This window comes from Verrucosispora sp. WMMD703 (assembly GCF_049178935.1).
Classification (GTDB): domain Bacteria; phylum Actinomycetota; class Actinomycetes; order Mycobacteriales; family Micromonosporaceae; genus Micromonospora; species Micromonospora sediminimaris.
In genome coordinates, this window is sequence record NZ_JBMHMM010000004.1 from 1,208,983 (window position 1) to 1,233,295 (window position 24,313).

Consider the following 24,313-nt stretch of genomic DNA (forward strand, 5'->3'; position numbering starts at 1 on the left):
ATGCAGCAGCGCCGTACGCCGGGTGGTCAGCGTCCGGTCCGTCGACCGGCCCGCGCCGGCCGGCCCGGCACGGCCCGCGACGGCGGTGTCCGTGCCGAGTCGCGGTCCGCCGCCGGCCGGGCGCCGTCGGCCGCCCGCGGTGCCGAGGGCGTACGCTCCGCCAAGCGCCCCGCCGCCGCCCGGCGCACGGCTGCCGGCGGTGCGGTGACGCGGCTGTCCGCACCCCGATCCCGAGGTCTCACCGGCCGGGCCACAGTGCTCTTCGCGGTGCTGATCGCGCTCGCGCTCGCCTACACCTATCCGGTCCGGGTCTATTTGGATCAGCAGGCCGACATCGAGCGGATGGAGGCTGCGCAGGCGGCCCAGCGGAAGCTGATCGCCGAGCTGACCACCCAGGCGGAGAAGTGGCAGGACGAGGCGTACATCGAGACCCAGGCCCGGGAGCGGTTCTTCATGCGGCGGCCCGGTGAGAAGATGCTGATCCTGCTCGACGACCCGGCCGGTGCGGCCCGCGAGGCGGGCACCGCCGAGGCCCCGGCAACGCCGGTCACCCCCGACCCCTGGTACGACACTCTCTGGTCCAGTGTGCGGGCCGCCGACGCCCACCAGACCGAAGACTGAGCACCCGACGAGAGATGGCATCGTGACTGTCGTACCACCGCAGGAGCCGGCGGCGGCCTCCGTACCCCCGCCGAAGCGGGAGCCGGCCGCGGAGGCCGACCTGGCCGCGGTGGCCGCGCAGCTCGGACGCCCGCCCCGCGGCACCCGGGCGGTGGCCCACCGGTGCCCGTGCGGCCTGCCCGACGTGGTGGAGACGACTCCCCGGCTGGCCGACGGCACTCCCTTCCCGACGCTGTTCTACCTGACCTGCCCCCGGGCGACCGCGGCGTGCAGCCGGCTGGAGTCGGCCGGGCTGATGAAGGAGATGGCGGAGCGGCTGGCCACCGACCCGGAGTTGGCCGCCCGGTACCGCGCGGCGCACGAGGACTATCTGGCCCGCCGGGACGCCATCGCCGAGGTGCCCGAGATCGCCGGCATCTCCGCCGGCGGGATGCCCGGACGGGTCAAGTGCCTGCACGTTCAGCTCGGTCACGCGCTCGCCGCCGGGCCGGGGGTGAACCCGTTCGGTGACGAAACGCTCGACCTGGTCGAACCGTGGTGGACGACCGGACGCTGTGTCGATGTCCCGGAGGCCGGGTGAGCGAGGGCGACGTCGTGGTTCGGCGGGCCCGCACCGCCGATGTGCGGGCGATCCGACGACTGGTCGACACCTACACCGACGACCGTCGTCTGCTCAGCAAGGCCACGGTCACCCTGTACGAGGACGTGCAGGAGTTCCGGGTCGCCAGCCGGGTCTCCGACGGTGCGGTGGTGGGCTGCGGCGCGCTGCACGTCATGTGGGAGGACCTGGCCGAGATCCGTACGGTGGCGGTCGATCCCCGCTGTCGGGGCCAGCGGATCGGCCACCGGATCGTTACGGAGCTGATCGACGCGGCACGGGAGCTGGGGGTGGCCCGCATCTTCGTGCTGACCTTCGAGACCCGTTTCTTCGGTTCGTTCGGTTTCAATGAGATCGACGGCGCCCCGGTACCGCACCCGGTCTACGAGCAGCTGCTGCGTTCGTACGACGAGGGTGTCGCCGAGTTCCTCGACCTGGAACGGGTCAAGCCGAACACCCTCGGCAACACCCGCATGCTGCTACGCCTCTGACCGCCCCGCTCGGCCCCGTCACCCGGGTTGCGCTGTCACTCGCTGTGTCCGACTCCCCGCTGGTCCACTTACCACCTTGGCCCCTTTGCTCTGCTTACCCATACGCACAGGTTTACTTTCGGTGATGGTTGGCTGGGCATGGCTCGGTCTGGGCTTTCAAGGAACCCCTGTTCATGAGGGGGTTGCGTATAGGTAAGCAGAGCAAAGGGGGCGATGGGTAGGACGGGGGTGCGGCTGTTCGACTCCGGAGAGTCACCATCGGTGTGGCTACATTCCGTGAATGCGGTGCCCGGAGGAGTGGGTCGGCGGTGGCGGTAGGGTTTCGTCGTGACGACGCGTGTGGCCGCCATCGACTGTGGCACCAACTCCATCCGGTTGCTGGTTGCCGACCTGCCCGACCCGTCGGCGGGACCGGCCGCACCGCTAGTCGACCGGAGCCGGCGGATGGAGATCGTCCGGCTCGGTCAGGGTGTGGACGCCACCGGCCGGCTCGCTCCGGAGGCGATCGAGCGGACCCGGGTCGCGCTCGCCGACTACGCCGCCGAGATCGAGAAACTGGGTGTCGAGCGGGTGCGGATGTGCGCCACGTCGGCCAGCCGGGACGCGGAGAACGCGGCCGACTTCCGCGCCATGGTCGAGCAGACGCTCGGCGTCGCGCCGGAGGTGGTCAGCGGGGACGAGGAGGCGCGGCTGTCGTTCACCGGAGCGGTGCGCGGCCTGCCCGCCGACGCGCCGTCGCCGTACCTGGTGCTGGACATCGGTGGCGGCTCGACCGAGTTCGTCGTCGGCACCCGGGACGGTGGGGTCGACGCCGCGATCTCCATGGACATCGGCTGCGTCCGGATGACCGAGCGACACCTGCACGGCGACCCGCCAGCGCTGGACGAGATCGCCGCCGCCCAGGCCGACATCGCGGTCGCGGTGGATCGGGCGCTGACGGCCGTGCCGGGACGGCAGGCGGCCACGCTGGTCGGGCTCGCCGGGTCGGTCACCACCGTCGTCGCGATCGCCGAGGGCCTCACCGGGTACGACCCAGCCCGCATCCACCACGCCCGAGTGTCGTACGACCGGGTGGCGGAGGTGACCGCCGAGCTGCTGGCCATGACGCGCGAGCAGCGGCTGGCCATCCCGGTGATGCATCCCGGCCGCGCCGACGTGATCGGTGCCGGCGCACTGGTGCTCCGCGTCGCCATGGAGCGGGCCGGCATGGCCGCCGTGGTCGCCTCCGAGCACGACATCCTCGACGGCATCGCCTGGAGTCTGGCAAACGCGAACGGGAGGTATCGGCGCTAGCGCGAACAGGAGGTGAATGCCACTGTTCCGGCATCTTCCCGGCGGCGGTCACCGCGTGGCAGGCTACCCGCACGTAGGACCACTGGGCGACCAGCCAACGATGACTGACCGCTAGGAGGACGGGCCGATGGGCGAGATGGTGACCTACCGTGGTGATGGCGGCACGGGTGAGGGATATCTCGCGATACCTGCCACCGGCGCGGCAAGCCCGGCAGTGATCGTGATTCAGGACTGGTGGGGCCTCGTGCCGCACATCAGGTCGGTGGTTGACCGTTTCGCCGAGGCGGGCTTCGTCGCCCTCGCCCCCGATTTCCGGCACGGCGAGCCGGCCGGGAAGCCGAGTGAGCCGCGGCGGCTACTCAACGGACCGCAGATGGACGAGACGGCACGGGAGATCGCCGCCGCCGCCGACTACCTCGCCGGCCGGGTCGAGGTCACCGGCAAGGTGGGGTGCGCCGGGTTCTGCGCCGGGGCCAGCCTGGCGCTGTGGGCCGCGAACTTCTCCGATCGGATCGTCGCCACCGCCGCCTTCTACCCCCAGTTGCCCTGGGAAGGCATGCGTACCGAGTGGACCGACTACGCGGGCAAGGAGGCGCTGGTGCACTGCTCCGAGGCGGACGGCACCTCTGCCGACCCGGGTGTCCAGGCGGTACGCCGGGCTATCGAGAACTCCGGCGGCAGCTGCCAACTGCACGACTACCCGGGCACCGCGCACGCCTTCTTCAATGAGGATCGGCCGGAGAAGTTCGACCAGCGGGCCGCCACCAGCGCCTGGGCGCGCACCCTGGAACTCTTCCGGGCCAAGCTTGGCTGAGTCGCGTACCCCCGTCGAGGTCGTCGCCCGCGCCGCGCGGGCGACGGATCTGGCCGACCTGGACGCGTACGTTGCCGACTGTTTTGCCTGCCCCCGGCTGGTCGACTGGCGGGAGGAGGTGGCCCGCACGAAGCGGGCGGCCTTCCGCGATCAGGAGTACTGGGGACGGCCGGTGCCCGGCTTCGGCGATCCGGCGGCCCGGATCGCCATCCTCGGGCTGGCCCCGGCCGCGCACGGCGGCAACCGCACCGGCCGGATCTTCACCGGCGACCGGTCCGGTGACGTGCTCTTCGCCGCCCTGCACCGGGCCGGCCTGGCCAACCAGCCGACGAGTGTGGCCGCCGACGACGGACTGGCGCTGCGGGAGACGAGGATCTTCGCCGCCGTACGCTGCGCTCCCCCGGACAACAAGCCCACCCCGGGCGAGCGGGACACCTGCGCGCCCTGGCTGCATCGTGAGGTCGAGCTGATCCGGCCGACACTGCGGGTGGTGGTGGCGCTGGGTGCCTTCGCCTGGGCCGCGTGGTGGCCGGCGTTACGTGCCGGGTACGGCGTCCCTCCGCCCAGCCCGCGACCGTCGTTCGGGCATGGGGCACACTGGTCCGGCACGGCCGGACCGGAACTGCTCGGTTGCTACCACGTCAGCCAGCAGAACACCTTCACCGGTCGGCTGACACCAGAGATGCTGGACGATGTGTTCGCCCGGGCGAAACTGCTGGCCGGGGTGGACTGAGGCGGCGGGGCGATGACGATGGCGGACGGTACGGGTGCCGTCCCGCCGTACGCCCCGATGGCCCGGAGGTAACCGATGGACGTGCTTCGCAGCTGGTGGCCGGTGACGGCGGTGATTGCCCTGCTCGCAGCCGTTACCCTTGCCACCGCGCACTCGTCGATCGGCGCGAGCCGGATACCGCCCGCCGTCAAGGATGCGCCCTTCGTGTTGGAGTACCCGAGCGGGGAGCCGCGTCCGTCGATCCCGGCCGAGCCCCGCGAGGCCGCCGAGGAGACCCGGACCCGGATCCCGTCCTGGCTCGGCACTGTGGCGGTGGCGGTGCTCGGGCTGGCGCTGCTGGCCGCCCTCAGCTATCTGATCTGGACCGTGGCGCGGGGGGTGGCGCGGCGGGTCACCCGGGCGCTGCCCGCGCAGCCGACCCGGCGCAGCGCCGAAGGTACCGCCGCGGAGGTGGTGGCGGCCGTCGACGCCGGCCTGGTCGACCTGGACGACCGCGCCACCGACCCGCGGACCGCGGTGATCGCCTGCTGGGTACGCCTCGAAGAGGCCGCAGCCGTCGCCGGGGTGCCCCGGCTGACCGGCGACACCCCCACCGACCTGGTCACCCGGCTGCTTCGCGGTGATCCGTCCACCGGCGTGCCGGCGATCGTGAGTGCCGACGTGCTGGCCGAGTTCGCGCACGTCTACCGCGAGGCCAGGTACGCCACCCGCCCGGTGGACGAACGGACCAGGGACCAGGCCCGGGCGGCGCTGCGCCGGTTGCGCGGCGAACTGACCGAACTGGCCGAGCGGGAGCCGGCGTGAGCAGTACGAGTATCGACGACCTGCTCAGCTTCTCCGAGGAGCGGCCGGTCCAGTCCGAGCCGCGCCGGGGCGGGCGGCTGCGTACCGTCGCCGGCGTGCTGGGTATCACCGCGGTGGTGACCGTGGTGGCCGTCGCCGGGCTGCGCGCGGTCGGGCTGCGAGTGTCGTTGCTGGTGCTGGTCGCCGCCGTGGTAGCGCTGCTGGTGGTACGCCGGATCGTCGCCACCCTCGCCCCACCACCGAAGTCCGGCCAGGGCGGTTCGTCGTCGCGGGGCGGCGAGGAGCCCGGCACCTACAACTGGGACGCCCGGGACGCGCTGCGAGGCGCGATCAACGGCTGGGCGACTCCCCTGGAGTGGTCCAAGACCCGTCCCGAACGGTTCACCACCGTGATCCTGCCCCGCCTGGCCGAGCTGGCGGACGAGCGGATGCGCCTGAAGCACGGCGTCACCCGTGAGTCGGATCCGGCCCGGGCCCGCGCCCTCCTGGGCGATGACCTGTCGACGTTTCTGGAAACCCCACCCCGCCGCACCCCCTCGCCGCGCGACCTCGCGGCGATCGTCGCCGAACTGGAGAAGATCTGATGAACGACGTCGGCCGGACGATGCCCCCCACCGAGGTAGGTCGCCTCGCCCGGGCCGTACTGGACGCGGTGGGCCAGGTCGTGGTCGGCAAACGGGACGCCCTGGAGCTGGTGCTCGCCGGCATCCTCGCCGGCGGCCACGTGCTGCTCGAAGACCTGCCGGGGCTGGGCAAGACGCTTACCGCGCGGTCCTTCGCCCAGGCACTGGGCCTGGACTTCCGGCGCCTACAGTTCACCCCCGACCTGCTGCCCGCCGACGTCACCGGCTCGTTCCTCTACGACCAGCGCAGCGGTGACTTCACCTTCCGGGCCGGGCCGGTCTTCACCAACCTGTTGCTCGCCGACGAGATCAACCGGACTCCGCCGAAGACCCAGTCGGCCCTGCTGGAGGCGATGCAGGAGAAGCAGGTCTCGGTGGAGGGCGTGACGTACCGGCTGGACGAGCCGTTCCACGTGCTCGCCACCGCCAACCCCATCGAGTACGAGGGCACCTATCCGTTGCCGGAGGCGCAACTGGACCGGTTCCTGCTGCGGGTGTCGTTCGGCTACCCGGCGCAGGACGAGGAGTGGGAGGTGCTGCGTCGGCGGATGGCGCGCCGCCGCGAGGAGGCCGAGATCAAGCCGGTGGTCGACGCCGGCACCCTGCGCGCCATGCAGGCGGCGTTGGAGGACGTCGTGGTGGAGGACTCGGTGGGCCGGTACATCGTGGCACTGACCGCGGCCACCCGTGAGCACCCGTCGGTGCTGGTAGGCGCGTCGCCGCGGGGTTCGCTGGCGCTGATGCTGCTGTCCCGGGTACGGGCGGTGCTCTCCGGGCGGGACTACGTGGTGCCCGAGGACGTCAAGGACGTCGCGGCCCCGGCGCTGGCCCACCGGATCACGTTGCGGCCGGAGATGTGGCTGCGTCGGGTCGACCCGTCCTTCGTGGTCGGTGAGGTTCTCGACGGCACCCCGGCGCCGGCCAGTGGCGCGCTGCCCAGCTACGCCGCCGGCCGGCCGGGAGACTGACCCGGCGTGAGTGAGCGGAGCGATCGAACGGCACCCACCAACTGGACGCCCACCTGGGCGTTCGGTCGGGCGGTGCTGCTCACCGGCCTGCTTCTGGTCGCCGCGGTGCTGCTGGGACGGGTGGATCTGATCGTGCTGGCCGTCCCGTTCGCGCTCGGCACCGCGTACGCGTTGCGACGCCGACCCGTCGAACTGCCCCGAGTGTGGCTCAGCGCCGACGAGGACCCCCTGGTGGAGGGCGGTGCGATGGCCGGGACGGTCACCGTCGGCAACCCGGGGGCGGTCCCCTACGACGTGGCGGTGCTGCGTACCCGGGTCTCACCGTGGCTGCGCGTCGAACGCGCGGGTCTCGCCGGCAGCGCGGTGGTCGGCACCGGCCGATCCGCCGGTGCCGGTCAACCGACCGTGGCGGACCGCCCCTTCGTCACGTCGGTCGCGCCGGACACCGCCGTCGACCTGGAGTTGGCCGGTACCGCGCTGCGCTGGGGCCGGCATCCGCTGGGCCCGGCGGGCGCCCGGGTCGCCGCCGCGCAGGGCCTGCTCGTCTCGCGCGCGGTGGTCGTCGAACCGGTCCGGTCGAAGGTGTACCCGAAGACCGAGCCGTTCGAGGCGGTCGAGGTGATGCCCCGGGCCGCCGGCCTGGTCGGTGCCCACCACTCGCGTCGTCCCGGTGAGGGAGGCGAACTCGCCGGGGTGCGGGTCTTCGCCCCCGGTGACCGGTTGCGTCGCATCGACTGGCGGGTGTCGCTGCGGGCCCGGCAACTGCACGTGGCGGCCACCCTCTCCGACCGGGACGCCGAAGTGGTCGTGCTGCTCGACGTGCTGGCCGAGGCGGGTCGCTCCGGTGGGGTCACCGGTACGGCGTCGGTGCTGGACACCACGGTTCGGGCGGCCGCCGCCATCGCCGAGCACTACCTGCACCGGGGTGACCGGGTGGCGCTGCTGGAGTACGGCCCGAGTGCCCGGCGGCTGCGCCCGGCGACCGGACGACGGCAGTACCTGACCGTGCTGGAGTGGCTGCTGGACGTCAAGGCCCAGTCCTCGCCACACGAGCCGTACGACCACGTGTTCGGCCCGCAGTTGCTCTCCGCGGACGCGCTGGTGGTGGTGCTCACCCCGTTGCTGGAGGAGCGGTCGGCGCAGATGTTGGCCCGGTTGGCCCGTTCGGGGCGGTTCGTGGTGGCCGTCGACACGCTCCCGGCCGACCTGTCACCACCGAAGGACCGGGGCTGGGCAGAGGTGGCGTACCGGCTGTGGCGACTCGACCGGGACACGATGATCGCGCAGTTGCGTGAGCACGGGGTGCCGGTGGTGCCGTGGGCCGGCGCCGGCAGCCTCGACCAGGTGCTACGCGACGTGGCGAGGCTGGCCGCCGCACCCCGGGTGGGTGGCCGGTGATGGGGGCGGTCATCGGGCGGGTTCGGGCGTTGCGGACCGCTGCGGCACGGATCTCCCTGGCTCCCGTGCTGGTCCGGATGGGGATCTTCCTCAGCGCACTGGTGGGGTTGCTGCTGGCGTATCCCGCCGAGGTCGTGGCGGGGGAGGCGCTGGGTCCGCTGGTGGCGGTCGCGGTGCTGCCGGCGGTGCTGCCGCGTCGGCTCTGGCCGACCTTCGCCGCCCTGGTCACGGTCGGCGGGTGGTTGCTCGCCACCGACGGGTACCACCGACCTATCGCGTTGTGGCGGCTGATGGCGGTGGCCGTGGCGCTCTACCTGACCCACACGCTCTGCGCGCTGGTGGCGGTGCTGCCGTACGACGCCGTGGTGGACCCGGACGTGATAGTGCGTTGGCTCACCCGGGCCGCCGGAGTGTTGCTCGCCACGTCGGTGCTCGGCGTGCTGCTGCTCGAACTCTCCGGTGCCCGGCCCGGAGGTGGCGGCTGGCAGGCGGTCACGCTGGCCGGTCTGCTGCTGGCTGTCGGGGTGACCGCGTTGCTGGCTGGGCTGCTGCGACGCAGGTGATCCCGGGATTCTCGGGGTCTGTCGCGACAGCTGATGTCGGGGCGTCGAGGTGCTGGCGATGGCCGTCGTTACCGCCGTCACAGTCGCCTTGTGCTCGGTCACAGAAGGGGGCCGCACGCGGGATTACCGCTGGCGGTGGGGGAAAGATGGTAGGCGTGAATCCGAAGCGGATCCTTGTGGTGGGCGCCGGGCACGTCGGTCTCTACGCGGCGCTGCGCCTGTCGAAGAAGCTGAGTCCCCGTGAGGCTGAGGTCGTCGTCGTCGATCCTCAGCCGCACATGACGTACCAGCCTTTCCTGCCCGAGGCTTCGGCGGGAAACATCTCCCCACGGCACTCCGTGGTGCCGCTGCGTCGGGAGTTGCGCCGGTGCAAGGTGGTGGCGGGTGCCGTCACCCGGATCGACCACGCGAGTAAGACCGCCACGGTGCAGCCGATCATCGGCCCGCCCCGCGAGATCACCTACGACCACGTGGTGGTCGCCCCCGGCTCGGTCTCCCGAACCCTGCCGATCCCCGGACTGCACGAGCACGGCATCGGCTTCAAGACCATCGGTGAGGCCATCTACCTGCGCAACCACGTGCTCGAACAGCTCGACGTGGCCGCCGCCACCACCGACCCGGAGGTACGCCGTCGGGCGCTGACCTTCGTCTTCGTCGGCGGCGGGTACGCCGGCATCGAGGCGCTGGCGGAGATGGAGGACATGGCCCGCCACGCGTTGAAGTACTACCCGGAGCTGAACACGTCGGACATGCGGTGGGTACTGGTCGAGGCCACCCAGCGGGTGCTGCCGGAGGTCGACCGGGACATGGGCGCCTACACGGTGCAGCAGCTGCTGAAGCGGGACATGGACATCCGGCTCGACACCCGGCTCGAGTCCTGCGTCGACGGGGTGGTCAAGCTCTCCGACGGGGACAGCTTCAGCGCGGACACCATCGTCTGGACCGCCGGGGTGAAGCCGTCACCGATGCTGGACGCGACCGACTTCCCCCGCGAGGAGCGCCGCCGGGTCACCTGCCTGCCGACGTTGCAGGTGGTCGACGGTGACCGCGTGGTCGAGGGTGCCTGGAGCGCCGGTGACTGCGCCGCCGTACCTGACCTGACCAAGCCGCCGGGCAACTACTGCTCGCCGAGCGCCCAGCACGCGGTACGCCAGGCGCAGCGGATGGCCGACAACATCGTCGCCGTGATCAGGGGCCGCGCGCCGGTGCCCTACAAGCACAAGCACGCCGGCAGCGTGGCCAGCCTCGGTCTGCACAAGGGAGTGGCCCAGGTCTACGGCATCAAGATGACCGGCTGGCCGGCGTGGTTCATGCACCGGACGTACCACATGAGCCGGATCCCGTCGCTGAACCGGAAGGTCCGGGTCGTGGTCGACTGGACGCTGGCGTTCGTGCTCAAGCGTGAGGTGGTGGCCCTCGGCCAGCTGCACGACCCGCGCGAGGAGTTCGCCGAGGCGTCCCAGCCACCGTCGAAGGTGTGAGTGCACGTGGGGTGCCGTTGGCGCCCCACGTGCTCAGACCCGCCAGTACCAGGCGTCGGTGAGTCGGGTCGACGGTCCGTAGAGCGCCTCCAACGTCAGCCGCAGACTGTCGGCGTGCGCGGTGTCGGCGGCCAGCACCACGCACGAGGCACCCCAGTACGCGACGTCCGCCGCGGCGCGGCGGCGCTGCTCGTCCCCGACGACGGGCCGGAGGCCGCTGCGGGCCACGTCTGCCAGGAGGGCGGAGGTGGGTCGCGGGGCGACGCCCATCGCGGCGCTGCCGCCACGGCCGTGCGGCCCGATGAAGAAGCCCTGCGGCATGCTGAACTCGGCGTCGGCCGCGGTCGCCCACCGCATCGGCCAGGGCTCCTTGGGCGTGGCCAGCGGCACCGGTACCAGGACGCCGCCCGGCTCGACACAGGTCCGCCAGTGGCCGGCGGTGATGAACTCCGGAACCGGCGGGCGTTGTGCGGTGGGCAGCGGCGCGGGGAGCAGTGGTACGACCGCCACGGCGACCGCGACCAGCGTGAGCCGGCGGGCACGGCCCGTGCTGCGCAGCGCCCGGTCGACCGCCAGCACCAGCAGTGTCGCGATCAGCGGCGGTACGGCCAGGGCGAACCGCATCGGTAGCGCGCCGTCGACCACCGGCACTCCGCCGAGCAGTGCGTACGGCCCGGGCAGTCCGGAGCCTTCGCGGTCGAAGACCAGCTCGGGGCCGAGCGACAGCGCAGCCATCACGAGAATCCCGGCGGTGCAGGCCAGCACCAGCGGGCGGCGGCCCAGCCAGACGGCGCAGCCGGTGGTGACGACCAGCAGCGGCCAGCCCAGGAAGGTGTTGTACTCGGCCGGGCCGGTGCTCAACTGGGCGGAGCGGTCGTCGCCGAGCAGCGAGAGCGGTGAGATCGCCCACCAACTGCGCAGGTCGGCCGAGAAGTAGTGCGGGCTGAACATGCCGTCGGCGACGCCGAGGGGCCCGGCGAACTGGAACCACAACGGGCGGGCGAGCACCAGCAGGGCCGTACCGGCGGCGAGGACCATTGCGCCGGCGAAGGCGGGCAGCGCCCGCCGGGCGAGATCGCGGTCTGTGAGGATCATCGTCACCGCCATCACCAGCAGGGTGAGCGCGGCGAGAAACAGCACCTCCTCGCCGATGAACACCTGAGCGGCGACAGCGGCGGCGAGCCCCAGCGCGGAGGTGGTCAGCCGACGCCGGTCCGGAACGCCGGTCGACACCCGGCCGCCCGGGTCGGACCGGGCGGCGGGGTCGGCCGCCCGCAGCAGGCGTACGACCAGCCAGACGATGACCGGCAACAGCCACTGCGCCGTCATGTGCAGGTGGCTGTTGCTCTGGGACACCATGCCGGGGGCGAAGCCACACAGTGCACCGCCCAGCGTCGCGGCGGCCCGGCGGGCCCGCAGCGTACGGCTGAACAGCAGGTACCAGGCGGTTGCGGTGCCGGCGAGGTTGAGCGTCACCAGCAGGGCGAAGGTGACCGGAGCGCCGAACAGCAGGGTTACCGGGGCGCACAGCACACCGAGGGCGATGACCGACGTGTTGGCCATCAGGTTGACCCCGACCGGGGCGTTGAGCCGGTCGGTGGACAGGCCGAAGTCGCCCAGCAGGGCCCGGGCGTCGACGGCCAGGAACCACTCGTAGAGCACCTGGTCCTCAGGATTGAGGGCGAGAACCAGACCGGTCGGGTCGGCCCAGAGCCGGTGGGTGAGCGCACCGGCGAGCGCCGCGAAGAAGAGCCCTACCAGCAGGTCGATCCGATACTGGGCCGCTGTCCGGGCCAACCGGGTGAGCCGCTGCCGGCGTACCCGGGCGAGGGGGCGACCCGCCTGCGTTGCCACGTCGTCGGTGGGGGCGAGGGGCGCGCGGCTGCTCACGGCCTCGACCCTACTGGCGGTGCTCGCCGGGGGACGCCGCAGTGGCGACGAACCCGCTACCGTGGCACTGCACCGTACGTGCCGGCACGCCGGTGTCACCCGCCCGGGTGGTGGAAAGGCAGACACGGCCGCCTTAAAAGCGGCTGCCGCAAGGCGTGCGGGTTCGACCCCCGCCCCGGGCACCACCCCGCGAAGATCCGTTCAGGAGCGGAATCGCGCTGCGACGCGCTCGACCGCACTGGGCGCCGCCGTGCTCGCCGGTGAACCTGTGCTCAAGTGCCGGTTCGGCTCAGCTCTCAGCTTTCCCTCAGCTTGGCGATCTCCAAGGGCTGGTCGGGACGTTTACTCTTGTGTTGCACGTTGACGTGCAATGAGACCCCCTGAGGGAGGCCAGAGACAGTGAAGACTTCGAACCCGGTGCTCGCCCGGCTCGGTCAGGCGGCCGAGCGGGAGCGGGCCGCCGGGTACGCCCCGTCCGGGCCGTACGGACAGCCCGGTTACCCCCAGCAGGTTCCGCCGCAGGCCGGCTATCCCGGCGCGCCCGGCTTTCCGTCGGCCCCACCGGCGGTCACCCCCATGTCGATCGACGACGTGGTGGTCAAGACGGTCACCCTCCTGGCCATCGTCGGCGTCGCCGCCGCGGCGGCGTGGGCGCTGGTGCCCGACGCGCTGCTCGGCGTCGCCTGGATCGGTGCGGCAATCGTCGGCCTGGTGCTCGGCCTGATCATCTCCTTCTCCCGGATGGCGAACCCGGCGCTCGTCGTCGCGTACGCCGTCGTCGAGGGTGTCCTCGTCGGCGCCGTGAGCAAGTTCTTCGAATCGCTGTACGACGGCATCGTGCTCCAGGCGGTGACCGCGACCTTCGGTGTCTTCTTCGTGATGGCCATGCTCTACAAGGCGCGGGTCATCCGGGCGACGCCGAAGTTCGTCAAGGGCATGATCGCGGTGATGGCGGGTCTGTTCGCCGTCATGCTGATCAACCTGGTGCTGGCGCTCTTCGGCGTCAACACCGGCCTGCGTGACGGCAGCCCGCTGGCCATCGGCTTCAGCATCGTCTGCATCGTGGTCGCTTCGCTGAGCTTTGTGCTGAGCTTCAAGGAGGTCGAGGACGGCGTCCGGATGGGCCTGCCGCAGCGCTACTCCTGGGTGGCCGCGTTCGGCATCCTGGTCAGCCTGATCTGGCTCTACATCGAGATGCTGCGCCTGCTGAGCTACTTCCAGGGCGACGACTGACCTCGCCGCCCAACGACCGACCGGCGCCCGCCCCCACCCGGGGCGGGCGCCGTCGTCTCTCTCCCCAGCCCACCCCCTCCCGCCCCCGTCTCGTCGATCATGCACTTGTGGTCGCGCCATAACGGGCGGAAGGGGCTGGTCGACAACCACAAATCCATGGTCGACGAGACGGTGGGGTGGGTGCGTAGAGTGCGGGGGGTGGGGATGGAGGCAGCGGCGGTGCTGGAGGTCGCGCGGGGGGTGGAGCTGTTGGTGCGGCAGGTCAGCCACTGGCAGCAGCCACGGTGGTCAGCCGCCGCGTCGGTCGGCAACGTGTCCCGGGCGGATCTGGTGCACCGGCTGGTGCAGGAGATCGCCAACCTCGCTGCGGACGCGGAGGGGCAGCCACGACGAGTCGTACCCCGGCTCGACAACGACCTGGCTCTGCCCGACCAGCTTCGGGTGGTCACCGCGGACCTGCTCGCCGCGGACCCGAGCGAGGAGGCCCTGGCCCGGGCCGCCACCGAGGTCACCGCGACCCGGACCGCGCTCTGACCACCGGGTTCTCAAGCGGCCCGACATGCGGCAAGCCGGGGTCTTCCGCCGAGCTGATGGCCCGAGTTGCCGCATGTCGCGACTGCGCTGATCGCCGGCGGCGTTGGCGTCCGGCCGAGGTGGCTGCCGGCCGGACACCGGCGCTCAGTCAGCTCAGGCGCTCGACGACCATTGCCATGCCCTGGCCGCCACCGACGCACATGGTCTCCAGGCCGATGGTCGCGTCATGCCATTGCAGGGCGTTGAGCAGTGTGCCGGTGATCCGGGCGCCGGTCATCCCGAACGGGTGACCGACGGCGATCGCGCCGCCCATCACGTTCAGCTTCTCCTCCGGGATGCCCAGTTGGCGGTACGACGGGATCACCTGGGCGGCGAACGCCTCGTTGATCTCGACCAGGTCGACGTCGTCGATGGTCATACCGGCGCGTTCGAGTGCCTGCCGGCTCGCCTCCACCGGGCCGAGGCCCATGATCTCGGGTGACAGCGCGGTGACACCTGTGGAAACGATCCGCGCCAGTGGAGTGATGCCCAGTTCATCGGCCCGCTGAGCACTCATCACGACCACGGCGGCGGCCCCGTCGTTGAGCGGGCAGCAGTTGCCGGCGGTGATCCGGCCGTCCGGGCGGAAGACCGGCTTCAGCTCGGAGACCGCCGCCAAGGTGACCCCGGCGCGGGGGCCGTCGTCGGTGGCGACCACTGTGCCGTCGGGCGTGGTGACCGGGGTGATCTCACGGGACCAGAAGCCGTCGGCGATCGCCTTCTCGGCCAGGTTCTGGCTGCGTACGCCGAAAGCGTCCATGTCCGCGCGGCTCACGTCGTACACCTGGGCGAGATTTTCGGCGGTCTGTCCCATGGCCAGATAGACGTCGGGTAGCGCGTCCTTCTCACGCGGGTCCGTCCAGACCGGCGCGCCGGCCTCGGCGCGAGCCTGGGACCGTTCGCGTGCCGACGCGAAGCGTGGATTCTCCCAGCCGCCGCCGACCAGGGCCTGAGCTTCGGGCGGCAGGCCGTCGGAGCTGCCGCGTGCGTAACGGGAGACCATTTCGACGCCGGCGGAGATGAAGACGTCGCCCTCACCGGCCCGGATCGCATGCATGGCCATTCGCGTCGTCTGCAAGGAGGATGCGCAGTAGCGGGTGAGGGTCGCGCCGGGCAGGCCGTCGAGGCCCATCAGCACGGCGACCACGCGAGCCATGTTGAAACCCTGCTCGCCGCCGGGCAGCCCGCACCCGAGATAGAGGTCGTCTATCTGTCGCGGGTCGAGCTGCGGCACCTTGGCCAGGGCCGCCTGCACGATGGTGGCGGCCAGATCGTCCGGGCGGAGATCACGTAGGGAGCCCTTGTGAGCCCGGCCGATGGGGGAGCGGGCGGTGGCGACGATGACGGCGTCGCGGGACGACTCAATCGGCATACCGACACGTTAACTCGCCGGTAACTTGCGGCGGAAGTTTCCGTCCGGCGGGAAATGTCACCCCGTGTCGGATGAGCAGACCCGTTCAGTGGTGTGGGGTGACGGCCGCGGCGGCGGCCACCGCGGGCAGGAGGGCGTGGGCCCAGACCCGGTAACCGTCGGCGGAGGGGTGGTAGCCGTCGTGGCAGAAGGTGCCGGCGTCGGCCCGGAACACCGGGCCCGTTTCGATGGCCAGGTCGACCACCGTCCCTCCGGCGTCGAGCACCGCACCGGTCTGTGCCCGGGCGACCCGACGCCCCATCCAACCGACGACCTGCCGCAGCGGCGACGCGATCGCGCGTACGGCGCCGAGATCCGGGCAGGTGCCGACCACGACTTCGACGCCGGCCTGGCGCAGCCGGTGCACGGCCGCGCCGAGATAGGCGGCGGCCTCGGTCGGCCGGCGCATGCTGGTGACGTCGTTGGCGCCGACCAGCACTACCGCCACGTCCGGCCGCTCGCCGAGCAGCGCTCGCGCCACCTGGGTGGCCAGGTCGGTTGAGCGCGAGCCGGAGACACCGACGCTGGACAGGTGGACCTGACGCCCGCCCGGCCCTTCGGCGAGCAACTCCGCCAACTGCCCGCCGATGGTGTCGCCGAGCCGGTCCACGCCGACGCCGAGGGCGGCGGAGTCACCGAGCAGCACCAGGCGCAGCGGTGGGGCACCGGCCCGACCGACGGTCGCCCGCAGTGCCAGGCCGAGCTCTGGCTGGGCGTAGCGACGGTTGCGCGCCACCACGGCCTCGCCGGCGAGCACCGCGGCTCCGCCGAGCGCGCCCGCGAGCAGGGAAAATGCGGCAGTACGGGCGACCCGCGCGGCGACCTGGGTGCCGGCAGAGAGGTTGGTCATGACGCTGCCCTCGCGCCGGAACCGGACCGGCCCCTGATCCGCTCGGTCATGAGAATCCTTCCACTGCGGGTGTGTCGACGGTGCGGGCTGGCTGCGGCGTCGGACCGACACCGAAGAATCCCCGCCGGCGCAACTGCGCCCAACGGCCGGCCGGACCGCTCTCGCTGCCCCGGACCTGCGTACCGCTGACCTCCGTCCCCGGGTGCCGAGCCGCCTCCTGTGCGGCCTTAGGCAACGACCGTACGCCTTCGAGCCGGGTTGGCGAAGGCCTGCGTTCGGCACCCTGGCCCAGAGCGGAGAGCACCGTCGGCAACAGGGCGGCGGCAGCCGCCGCGTAGCCCTCGGCGGAGGGGTGGAACCGATCCCAGGCGAACATCCGCCCCGGCTCGGCGGTGAACCGGGGACCGAGCAGGTCGCCGAGGGAGACCGTCCAACCACCGGCCGACACCACCGCGACCGTCTGCGCCGCGGCGAGCTGCCGGCTCCACCGGCGGGCCAACCAGCGCAGCGGTGGCTGAATGGGGCGGATCGCGCCCAGGTCCGGGCAGGTCCCGACGACCACCTCGGCGCCGGCCGCGCGCAGTGCCCGAACCCCCTCGACGAGGTAGCGCACGGCCAGGGCCGGCGGGGTGCGGTTGGTGACGTCGTTGCCGCCGATCAGGATGACCGCGACCTCGGGGTCGCACTCCAGGGCCGCCTCCACCTGGAACTTCAAGCCGGCCGATATGGCGCCCACCACCGCGAAGCGGTGCAACCGGACGGGACGCTGGAGACGCCGGGACAGGCCGGTGGCCAACAACGCGCCAGGCGTCTCACGGCGTCGGTGCACCCCGTAACCGGCGGCCGACGAGTCACCCAGAACGACCATGGTGATCGCGGGCCCGGGAAACTTCGCGCCATAGACGCCGTCGCAGCGTGGTGGCGGCGCCTCGGCCATCGGGATGGTGCGCCGGGCCTGCCGGGCCTGACCGAAGAGCACACCTGTCGTCGCCGCGGCGGCGGCCACCGTGGCGCCCGTGCCGATGGCCGCCAGACGGGCCACCCGCAGGGCACGCTGCCAGCGCGGACGATCCGGTACGACGGAACCAGCGACCCCCATACCGTGACACTAGCGCGCCTGTCTGACGCCCCGCTGTCATCGTCGCGGCGCTCCGGTGCCTGGAAAACGACCGCGCTGGGTACTTGGATGGACAGTGTTGCGGCGGGGCGTCACGCTGCACGTGGAGAGGAGCACGACGATGGCTAAGACGTTGAAACGAGGTGCCGCGTTCGTGGCCCTGGCACGGGCGATGACCGCAGGTGCCCGGGGCGGGCCGTCGCTCGGCGCCCGGATCGGTGCGCTGCCCAGGATGATCGCGGCCACCGCCCGTGGCCAGTACGACGGCGGGCTGCGGCTGGCCATGATGACCGCCGCCACGGCGTACATCGTCTCGCCGATCGACGCGGTACCGGAAATGTTCCTCGCCGTGTTCGGGCTGATCGACGACGCGGTGATGGTCACCTGGCTGGCCGGTTCGGTGCTTGCCGAGACCGAGCGCTTCCTGGAGTGGGAGGCACGTCGCAGCACCGTGGTCCCCGGCCACGTGGTGCCCTGACCGACGTACTCTGGGCGGGAATTCCACCTGGTTCACCCGCCCGGCCTGGCGTGCCGGTGCCGGAGCGAAAGGGCACAACGAGGTGCAGTACTACGACAACGTCGTCGAAATGATCGGCAACACGCCGCTGGTACGGCTACGCAACGTCGCCGAGGGCATTCAGGCGACGGTGCTGGCGAAGGTGGAGTACCTCAACCCCGGCGGGTCGGTGAAGGACCGGATCGCGCTGCGCATGGTGGAGGACGCCGAGGCGGCGGGGATCCTCCGCCCGGGCGGCACCATCGTCGAGCCGACCAGCGGCAACACCGGCGTCGGGCTGGCCCTGGTGGCCCAGCTCAGGGGCTACCGCTGTGTGTTCGTCTGCCCCGACAAGGTCAGCCAGGACAAGCAGGACGTGCTGCGGGCGTACGGCGCCGAGGTGGTGGTCTGCCCGACCGCCGTCGCGCCGGAGGACCCGCGCTCGTACTACAACGTCTCCGACCGGCTGGCCCGGGAGATCCCCGGAGCGTGGAAGCCCAACCAGTACGCCAACCCGGCGAACCCGCGCTCGCACTACGAGACCACCGGCCCGGAGCTGTGGAAGCAGACCGAGGGACGGATCACCCACTTCGTGGCCGGAGTGGGCACCGGCGGCACCATCTCCGGCATCGGGCGTTACCTGAAGGAAGCCTCCAACGGCACCGTGAAGATCATCGGTGCCGACCCGGAGGGTTCGGTCTACTCCGGTGGCACCGGTCGGCCGTACCTGGTCGAGGGGGTCGGCGAGGACTTCTGGCCGGAGACGTACGACCGGAACGTGGCCGACCAGATCATCGAGGTCTCGGACAAGCAGTCCTTCGAGATGACCCGGCGGTTGGCCCGCGAGGAGGGGCTGCTGGTCGGCGGCTCCTGCGGGATGGCGGCGGTCGCGGCGTTGGAGGTGGCGCGCGCCGCCGGCCCGGACGACGTGATCGTGGTGCTGTTGCCGGACGGCGGTCGGGGCTACCTTTCCAAGATCTTCAACGACGCCTGGATGGCGCGCTACGGATTCCTCGACGCCTCCGGTTCGGAACCCACCGTGTCCGAGGCCATCGCTGGTAAGCCGGGTGGCCTGCCCGAACTGGTCCACGTGCACCCGACCGAGACGGTCCGCGACGCCATCGACTACATGCGCGAGTACGGCGTCTCGCAGTTGCCGGTGCTCAAGGCCGAGCCGCCGGTGGTGACCGGCGAGGTGGCGGGCTCGATCGCCGAGAAGGATCTGCTCGACGCGCTCTTCACCGGCCAGGCGCACCTGCACGACACCATCGAGCGGCACATGGGGCCGCCGCTGCCGATGGTCGGCGGTGGCCAGCCGGTCAGCGAGGCGGTGAACCTGCTGGAGAAGTCCGACGCCGCCCTGGTCCTGATCGACGGTAAACCCAAGGGTGTCCTCACCCGTCAGGACCTCCTAGCCCACCTGGGCGCCCGCTAGCCCAACTGTGTCGATCAGGGGGTAGCGGCAGTCTTCGATCTCCACGATGCCGCTACCCCCTGATCAACGGGGTTGATGGGGGGAGTCAGAGGGGGCGGGTGTAGCGGAGTTGGGGGGTGTGCGTCCGGCCGATCATCTCGTCGCGCTGCTGGCCGGTGGGGTGCCAGCCGCCGCGTTCGTAGAAGTGGCGGGCGGGGGTGTTGTCGCGCAGTACCCAGAGGACCGCGCGGCGCCAGCCGCGGGTCCGCATGTTGTTCAGGGCGTCGACCATCAGCGCCCGGCCGACGCCGCGACCACGCTCGGTCGGCTCCAGGTGGATGGCGTTGAGCAGGCCGGTCGCCGGGTCGCCCTCGTCGTCGGGGCCCAGGTAGCTGAAGCCGGCCAAGGTGCCGTTCCGCTCGGCCACCGTCATCACGTGGTCGGCGCGCTCCCAGGTCCATCGCTGCACCCAGTATTCGCCCATCGCCTCCGGGGTCGGGTCGGCCAGCGCCTCCGCCGGCAGGAACGAGGAGTACGCGGCGACCCGGGAACGTTGATGCAGGGCGCCCACCGGCAGGAGATCAGCGGACCCGGCCGGACGCAGCGTGACGGTCACTCGACCGAGGGTACCCGTCGGGGCGGTACCTGAATCGTGGCCAGATCCTCGGCGATCACCAGATCGCCGTCGAAGTGTCGGCGGGCCTCGTCGGCGAAGCGGGTCGGGTCGGCGTAGCGCTGGGAGAAGTGGGTGAGCACGAGTCGGCGTACCCCTGACTCGGCCGCCACCCGCGCGGCCTGGCCGGCCGTCAGGTGCCCGACCTCGGCGGCGAGCGCGGCCTCCGACTCCAGGAACGTCGACTCGATGACCAGCAGATCGGCCTGCTCGGCCAGCGCGTACACCCCGTCGCAGAGGCCGGTGTCCATCACGAAGGCGAACCGCTGCCCCGGTCGTGGCGTGCTCACCTCGTCGCGGGTGACGCGACGCCCGTCCAGATCGAGGTGGCCGACGCGTTGCAGCTCACCCACCGCGGGCCCGGCGATGCCGTACGCGGCCAGCCGCTCCGGCAGCATCCGGCACCCGTCGGGCTCCACCAGCCGATAGCCGTACGTCTGGATGGGGTGCCGCAGCCGGCGTGCCTCCAACGTCCCGTTCCGCAGCACTATCCGTTGTCCGTCCGCCTCGATCGGGGTGACGGCCAGCTCGGCGGTCTCGTGGAAGGAACTGGCGTGCCGCAGCCGGGCGAAGTAGTCGGCCCCCTCGGCCGGGAAGTGCACCGCCACCGGATGCGGCACCCGGTCCAGGGACAGGCGCTGAATGGTGCCGGGCAGGCCGAGACAGTGATCGCCGTGGAAATGGGTGACACAGATCCGGGTCAGGTCGGTGGCGGTGACGCCGGTGTGCAGCAGTTGCCGCTGGCTGCCCTCACCGGGGTCGAAGAGGATCACCTCGTCGTCCCACCGCAGCACGTACCCGTTGTGGTTGCGGTCCCGGGTGGGCGCCTGACTTGCCGTGCCGAGCACCACCAGCTCGCGCATGGACACGGCCGCCTCCGGTGAAATGAAGCGACCCCCGGGGCTTCCGCGCTGGCGCGCGGGCCGACTGGACTGGGCCGGCACCCCGGGGGTCGGGTGGCTGTCGTGGTTTCGCCGCACCGCTGCCACACGGTCTCGACGATTCTTACCGTGCCCGTCCCGAGGGACGGACTGTCACTGTCGAGGACAGCGGCTAGCGGACAGCCACCTCACGAGTCCGATTGCTATACAAGTCTGGACCACCTCCTTTCCCGTGTACCGCCACGCTATCCAGCCGCCGGCCGACCGGCAACGGATTTCGATCACACTGCCGTCGGCCCCGGTTCTCAGGCGGTCTGGGCGATGCCTATCGGGCCTTCGCGGGGGCCGTCCGCGCTGGCCGGCTGCACCGCCAGCGACGGGAAGTCGGCCAGGTCGCCCTCCGGCTCGGCGTCCCATTCGGGGAACACCAGGTCGCTCTGGAGGTAGAGGCAGATCAACTGGGCCAGGTGGCGCAGCCCTTCCAGGTGGGTGCGCTCGTGCCCGTGGGTTGCGTCGACGCCGAAGCCGAGCAGCGCCACCCGGGCGTGCGCCCCCGCCTCCACCGCCGCCGCCACGTCCGAGCGGTAGTAGTCGAAGACGTCCCGGACGAGATCCACGTCGTGTTCCCGGGCGATCGTCGCCAGGTTGCGGGTGAGGTGGTAGTCGAACGGCCCCACGCCGTCGCCCATCGCCAGGGTGGCCGAGTGCTCCCGGGACTGCTGCCCGGGGGCGACCACCGCCGCGTCCACCGAGACGATCTCGGCCACGTCGGGGTCGAGGCCGTGGGACGCGCCGTGGCCGATCTCCTCGGTCACGGTGACCAGCAGGTGTGCGGTCACGGCCGGCTTCACCCCGGCGTCGACCATCGCCTTCAGGGCGGCGAGCACCGCGGCCACGCCGGCCTTGTCGTCCAGGTGGCGGGACTTGACGTACCCGCTGGGGGTGACCGTCGGGTTGGGCAGGAACGCCACGAAGTCGCCCGCGTCGATGCCGAGAGCCCGCAGCCCGGCGATGTCCTCCACCGGCTCGTCGACGCGTACCTCCACCTGCTCCCAGCCGAAGCCCTGCAGGTCGACGCCCTCGTTGTAACGGTGACCACTGGCCTTGAGCGGCAGCACCTGACCGGTGACCACCCGATCCAGGTCGTCGGTGAAGATCCGTACGTGGGCGCCCTCGGCGAACCGGGCGCTGTGCGTGCCGATCGGCTTCAGTTCCAGCCGGCCGTTCTCCTTCAGCCGCTTGACCATCCCGCCGATGGTGTCGGTGTGTACCACGATGGCCCGGTCCGCGCCGGTCTCCCGGGGGCCGGGCAGGCAGGCGCTAAGCGCGCCCCGGCGGGTCAGCGTCGAGGGGATGCCGAGCGCCGAGAGGCGCTCGCCCACGTACTGCTGCACATGGTCGGTGCGCCCCGACGGGCTCGGTATGTCGAGCAGCTCGACCAGCACCTGACGGAGATAGTCCAGGTCGATGGGGAGCGGAGTGGTCTTGCGTACGGTCATGCCCCAGATGGTGCCGCACCCGCCGGCGTCCAGAGCTTCTGCGGTGCCCGAGTCCCGGGAAAGAGCAGATCCACGAAGCGTTCGGCGGTGGGTTGTGGCTCGTGGTTGGCCAGCCCGGGCCGCTCGTTGGCCTCGATGAAGACGTGCTCGGGCTGGTCCGGCGCCGGCACCAGCAGGTCGAGCCCGGTGACCGGGATGTCGATGGCGCGGCTGGCGGCGACGCACGCCTCGGCGATAGCCGGGTGCAGTTCTCCGGTCACGTCGTGGATGGTGCCGCCGGTGTGCAGGTTCGCGGTGCGTCGCACGGCCAGCACCTGCCCCTCCGGCAGTACGTCGTGCAGCTCGTACCCGGCCTCGGTGACCACGTCCCGGGTCATGTCGTCCAGCGGGATGCGGGACTCGCCGCCGGTGGCGGCGGCCCGACGACGGCTCTGCCGCTCGATCAGCTCGGCGATGTCGTGCACGCCGTCGCCGGTGATCGAGGCGGGCCGGCGTACGGCGGCGGCCACCACCTCGTGATCGATCATGACGACTCGCAGGTCCTCGCCGGAGCACAGCTCCTCCAGCAGCACCTCCGGGCAGAACCGGGCGGCCAGTTCGACGGCGGCGGTCAGCGCCTCCGGGGTGTGTACGCCGACGGTGATGCCGTTGCCCTGCTCGCCCCGCGCCGGCTTGACCACCAGCTGGCCCACCTCGGTCAGGAACTCCGCGTCGGCGGCGTCGCCGGTGGCGGTGCGCCCGCGCGGCACCGACAGGCCGGCTTCGGTCAGGATCCGGCGGGTGACCCGCTTGTCGTCGCAGCGGCTCATCGCCACCGCCGAGGTCAGCTCGGACAGCGACTCCCGGGTGAGGATGGTCCGGCCGCCGCTGGTCAGCCGCAGCTCACCCCACTCCGGGTCGGTCACCTCCACCCGGATACCCCGCCGCATCGCCTCGTCGGCGACGATCCGCGCGTACGGGTTGAGCCCGTCGTAGCCGACCGGCATGGCCGGCAGGAACAACCGTTCGTTGATCGGGTTCTTCCGCTTCACGCAGAGCGTGGCGGTGCGGTAGAAACCGAGCCGTTCGTACAGCCGGATCGCACCGGCGTTCTCGGCGAGCACGGACAGGTCGACGTACGCGCGGCCCCGGGCGACCAACCGGCTGGCCAGCTCGGTGATGAGGGCCTGCCCGGTGCCGGGCGGGGCCTGATTGAAGTCGACGGTCAGGCACCACAGGCTGGCGCCGTTGTCCGGGTCGTCGAAGACCGCCACATGGTCGATGCCGGTGATGGTGCCGACGATCTCGCCGGTGACCGCCTCGGCCACCAGGTGCAGGAACCGGTCGGTGGCGGCGTTGTCGACAAGCACGTCGACCGGGGCGGTGACCATGCCGTTGGCCGCGTAGATCCGGTTGACCGCGTCGGCGTCGGCCGCGTCGCGCAACCGACGGATGCGTACCCCGGGCAGCTCGTTGCGACCGTCGAGCGGTGCCGGCGTCTCGGCGCTGCCGGCCTCCTCGGTGGTGCCGGCACCGGGACGGGGCCCGCGACGGTCCCCGCCGAGCGGCAACCGGAACGTCAGCGACGGGTCGATGAACAGTTCGTCGGGCAACCGGGAGACCAGCACGTGCGGATCCCGCAGGTAGATGCAGATGTCCCGGGCGCCGGCCGCCTCGGAACGCAGGACGTCGGCGACCGCGGACTGGTCGGCGAAGGTCTGGCCGAAGACCAGCCGCCCCCAACCGCAGTCGAGAATGACATCCGCACCGGTGCTCGGGCGTTCGTCGGCGGTCGGGTCGGCGCCGCCGGTCGCGATCGGATCACCGCCCGGCCCGACCCGCTCGTACCGTCTGCCCGTGCCGCGGCCCCGGTCTGTCCGGGCGACGCCGGTGGCCAGGGTGTCCGTCAC

General features: G+C 71.7%; 24 protein-coding genes and 1 tRNA gene. 17 read left to right on the top strand and 8 right to left on the bottom strand.

Annotated features, from left to right (window positions below; all coding sequences use genetic code 11):
* The 12 genes from ACN26Z_RS06220 to ACN26Z_RS06275 all read left to right on the top strand — a co-directional run bounded on the left by ACN26Z_RS06220 (position 1) and on the right by ACN26Z_RS06275 (position 10,387).
* Positions 1–621 carry an FtsB family cell division protein gene (locus tag ACN26Z_RS06220; RefSeq protein WP_282240005.1) on the top strand — a complete coding sequence of 207 codons (621 nt, stop codon included), beginning with the start codon at positions 1–3 and terminating at the stop codon, positions 619–621.
* A 22-nt stretch (positions 622–643) separates the two neighbouring features.
* Positions 644–1,201 (top strand): DUF501 domain-containing protein, encoded by a 558-nt coding sequence (locus ACN26Z_RS06225; RefSeq protein ID WP_421460200.1) that lies wholly within the window; start codon positions 644–646, stop codon positions 1,199–1,201.
* Complete coding sequence (locus ACN26Z_RS06230) at positions 1,198–1,710, top strand: amino-acid N-acetyltransferase (RefSeq protein ID WP_282240004.1); 513 nt, start codon at positions 1,198–1,200, stop codon at positions 1,708–1,710. Before ACN26Z_RS06225 ends, ACN26Z_RS06230 begins: the two co-directional genes overlap by 4 nt.
* A 339-nt stretch (positions 1,711–2,049) precedes the next feature.
* Entirely contained in the window at positions 2,050–3,003 is a 954-nt protein-coding gene (locus ACN26Z_RS06235) for a Ppx/GppA phosphatase family protein (RefSeq protein ID WP_282240609.1), read from the top strand.
* A 127-nt stretch (positions 3,004–3,130) separates the two neighbouring features.
* A complete protein-coding gene (locus tag ACN26Z_RS06240) occupies positions 3,131–3,817 on the top strand; it encodes a dienelactone hydrolase family protein (protein WP_093406364.1) in 687 nt (228 codons plus the stop codon).
* Positions 3,810–4,550 carry a uracil-DNA glycosylase gene (locus tag ACN26Z_RS06245; RefSeq protein ID WP_093406367.1) on the top strand — a complete coding sequence of 247 codons (741 nt, stop codon included), beginning with the start codon at positions 3,810–3,812 and terminating at the stop codon, positions 4,548–4,550. Before ACN26Z_RS06240 ends, ACN26Z_RS06245 begins: the two co-directional genes overlap by 8 nt.
* Positions 4,551–4,625: 75 nt before the next feature.
* Positions 4,626–5,354, top strand: coding sequence for a DUF4129 domain-containing protein (locus ACN26Z_RS06250; protein WP_282240003.1), 729 nt, complete (start codon positions 4,626–4,628; stop codon positions 5,352–5,354).
* Complete coding sequence (locus tag ACN26Z_RS06255; RefSeq protein WP_093406372.1) at positions 5,351–5,938, top strand: hypothetical protein; 588 nt, start codon at positions 5,351–5,353, stop codon at positions 5,936–5,938. Before ACN26Z_RS06250 ends, ACN26Z_RS06255 begins: the two co-directional genes overlap by 4 nt.
* Entirely contained in the window at positions 5,938–6,945 is a 1,008-nt protein-coding gene (locus ACN26Z_RS06260; RefSeq protein WP_093406374.1) for an AAA family ATPase, read from the top strand. The genes ACN26Z_RS06255 and ACN26Z_RS06260 overlap by 1 nt, the downstream gene beginning before the upstream one ends.
* Before the next feature lie 6 nt (positions 6,946–6,951).
* Entirely contained in the window at positions 6,952–8,343 is a 1,392-nt protein-coding gene (locus ACN26Z_RS06265; protein WP_421460201.1) for a DUF58 domain-containing protein, read from the top strand.
* Entirely contained in the window at positions 8,343–8,906 is a 564-nt protein-coding gene (locus ACN26Z_RS06270; RefSeq protein ID WP_421460203.1) for a hypothetical protein, read from the top strand. Before ACN26Z_RS06265 ends, ACN26Z_RS06270 begins: the two co-directional genes overlap by 1 nt.
* A gap of 155 nt (positions 8,907–9,061) precedes the next feature.
* Positions 9,062–10,387 carry an NAD(P)/FAD-dependent oxidoreductase gene (locus ACN26Z_RS06275; protein WP_093406382.1) on the top strand — a complete coding sequence of 442 codons (1,326 nt, stop codon included), beginning with the start codon at positions 9,062–9,064 and terminating at the stop codon, positions 10,385–10,387.
* Between the two features lie 33 nt (positions 10,388–10,420).
* On the opposite strand, the gene ACN26Z_RS06280 is transcribed toward ACN26Z_RS06275, so the two are convergent.
* Positions 10,421–12,277, bottom strand: a complete 1,857-nt coding sequence (locus ACN26Z_RS06280) for a hypothetical protein (protein ID WP_421460204.1) — start codon at positions 12,275–12,277, stop codon at positions 10,421–10,423.
* A gap of 101 nt (positions 12,278–12,378) precedes the next feature.
* Between ACN26Z_RS06280 and ACN26Z_RS06285 the strand changes: the two genes are divergently transcribed.
* From ACN26Z_RS06285 to ACN26Z_RS06295, 3 genes are all read left to right on the top strand, one after another.
* Positions 12,379–12,462, top strand: a tRNA-Leu gene (locus ACN26Z_RS06285).
* A gap of 214 nt (positions 12,463–12,676) precedes the next feature.
* A complete protein-coding gene (locus ACN26Z_RS06290; protein WP_093406384.1) occupies positions 12,677–13,510 on the top strand; it encodes a Bax inhibitor-1/YccA family protein in 834 nt (277 codons plus the stop codon).
* A 204-nt stretch (positions 13,511–13,714) separates the two neighbouring features.
* The gene (locus tag ACN26Z_RS06295) at positions 13,715–14,044 is read left to right on the top strand and encodes a hypothetical protein (protein WP_282240608.1); all 330 of its coding nucleotides are present in this window, start codon (positions 13,715–13,717) and stop codon (positions 14,042–14,044) included.
* Positions 14,045–14,192: 148 nt separating this feature from the next.
* On the opposite strand, the gene ACN26Z_RS06300 is transcribed toward ACN26Z_RS06295, so the two are convergent.
* The 3 genes from ACN26Z_RS06300 to ACN26Z_RS06310 form a co-directional block, all read right to left on the bottom strand.
* Positions 14,193–15,455: an acetyl-CoA C-acetyltransferase gene (locus ACN26Z_RS06300; RefSeq protein WP_093406389.1), complete on the bottom strand. Its 1,263-nt coding sequence runs from the start codon at positions 15,453–15,455 to the stop codon at positions 14,193–14,195.
* A gap of 85 nt (positions 15,456–15,540) precedes the next feature.
* Complete coding sequence (locus ACN26Z_RS06305; protein ID WP_282239999.1) at positions 15,541–16,344, bottom strand: SGNH/GDSL hydrolase family protein; 804 nt, start codon at positions 16,342–16,344, stop codon at positions 15,541–15,543.
* 46 nt (positions 16,345–16,390) lie between these two features.
* Positions 16,391–17,443, bottom strand: a complete 1,053-nt coding sequence (locus tag ACN26Z_RS06310) for an SGNH/GDSL hydrolase family protein (protein ID WP_093406394.1) — start codon at positions 17,441–17,443, stop codon at positions 16,391–16,393.
* Positions 17,444–17,582: 139 nt separating this feature from the next.
* Between ACN26Z_RS06310 and ACN26Z_RS06315 the strand changes: the two genes are divergently transcribed.
* Positions 17,583–17,939: a YkvA family protein gene (locus ACN26Z_RS06315; protein WP_093406678.1), complete on the top strand. Its 357-nt coding sequence runs from the start codon at positions 17,583–17,585 to the stop codon at positions 17,937–17,939.
* An 82-nt stretch (positions 17,940–18,021) separates the two neighbouring features.
* The gene (locus ACN26Z_RS06320) at positions 18,022–19,392 is read left to right on the top strand and encodes a cystathionine beta-synthase (RefSeq protein ID WP_421460205.1); all 1,371 of its coding nucleotides are present in this window, start codon (positions 18,022–18,024) and stop codon (positions 19,390–19,392) included.
* An 85-nt stretch (positions 19,393–19,477) separates the two neighbouring features.
* Here ACN26Z_RS06320 and ACN26Z_RS06325 read toward each other — a convergent pair whose 3' ends face one another.
* From ACN26Z_RS06325 to ngg, 4 genes are all read right to left on the bottom strand, one after another.
* Positions 19,478–19,987, bottom strand: a complete 510-nt coding sequence (locus ACN26Z_RS06325) for a GNAT family N-acetyltransferase (RefSeq protein ID WP_093406399.1) — start codon at positions 19,985–19,987, stop codon at positions 19,478–19,480.
* Positions 19,984–20,913 (bottom strand): ribonuclease Z, encoded by a 930-nt coding sequence (locus ACN26Z_RS06330; RefSeq protein ID WP_421460207.1) that lies wholly within the window; start codon positions 20,911–20,913, stop codon positions 19,984–19,986. Before ACN26Z_RS06330 ends, ACN26Z_RS06325 begins: the two co-directional genes overlap by 4 nt.
* A 317-nt stretch (positions 20,914–21,230) precedes the next feature.
* Positions 21,231–22,424 carry an osmoprotectant NAGGN system M42 family peptidase gene (locus tag ACN26Z_RS06335; protein ID WP_421460209.1) on the bottom strand — a complete coding sequence of 398 codons (1,194 nt, stop codon included), beginning with the start codon at positions 22,422–22,424 and terminating at the stop codon, positions 21,231–21,233.
* Positions 22,421–24,313 (bottom strand): N-acetylglutaminylglutamine synthetase, encoded by a 1,893-nt coding sequence (gene ngg, locus ACN26Z_RS06340; protein ID WP_421460210.1) that lies wholly within the window; start codon positions 24,311–24,313, stop codon positions 22,421–22,423. Before ngg ends, ACN26Z_RS06335 begins: the two co-directional genes overlap by 4 nt.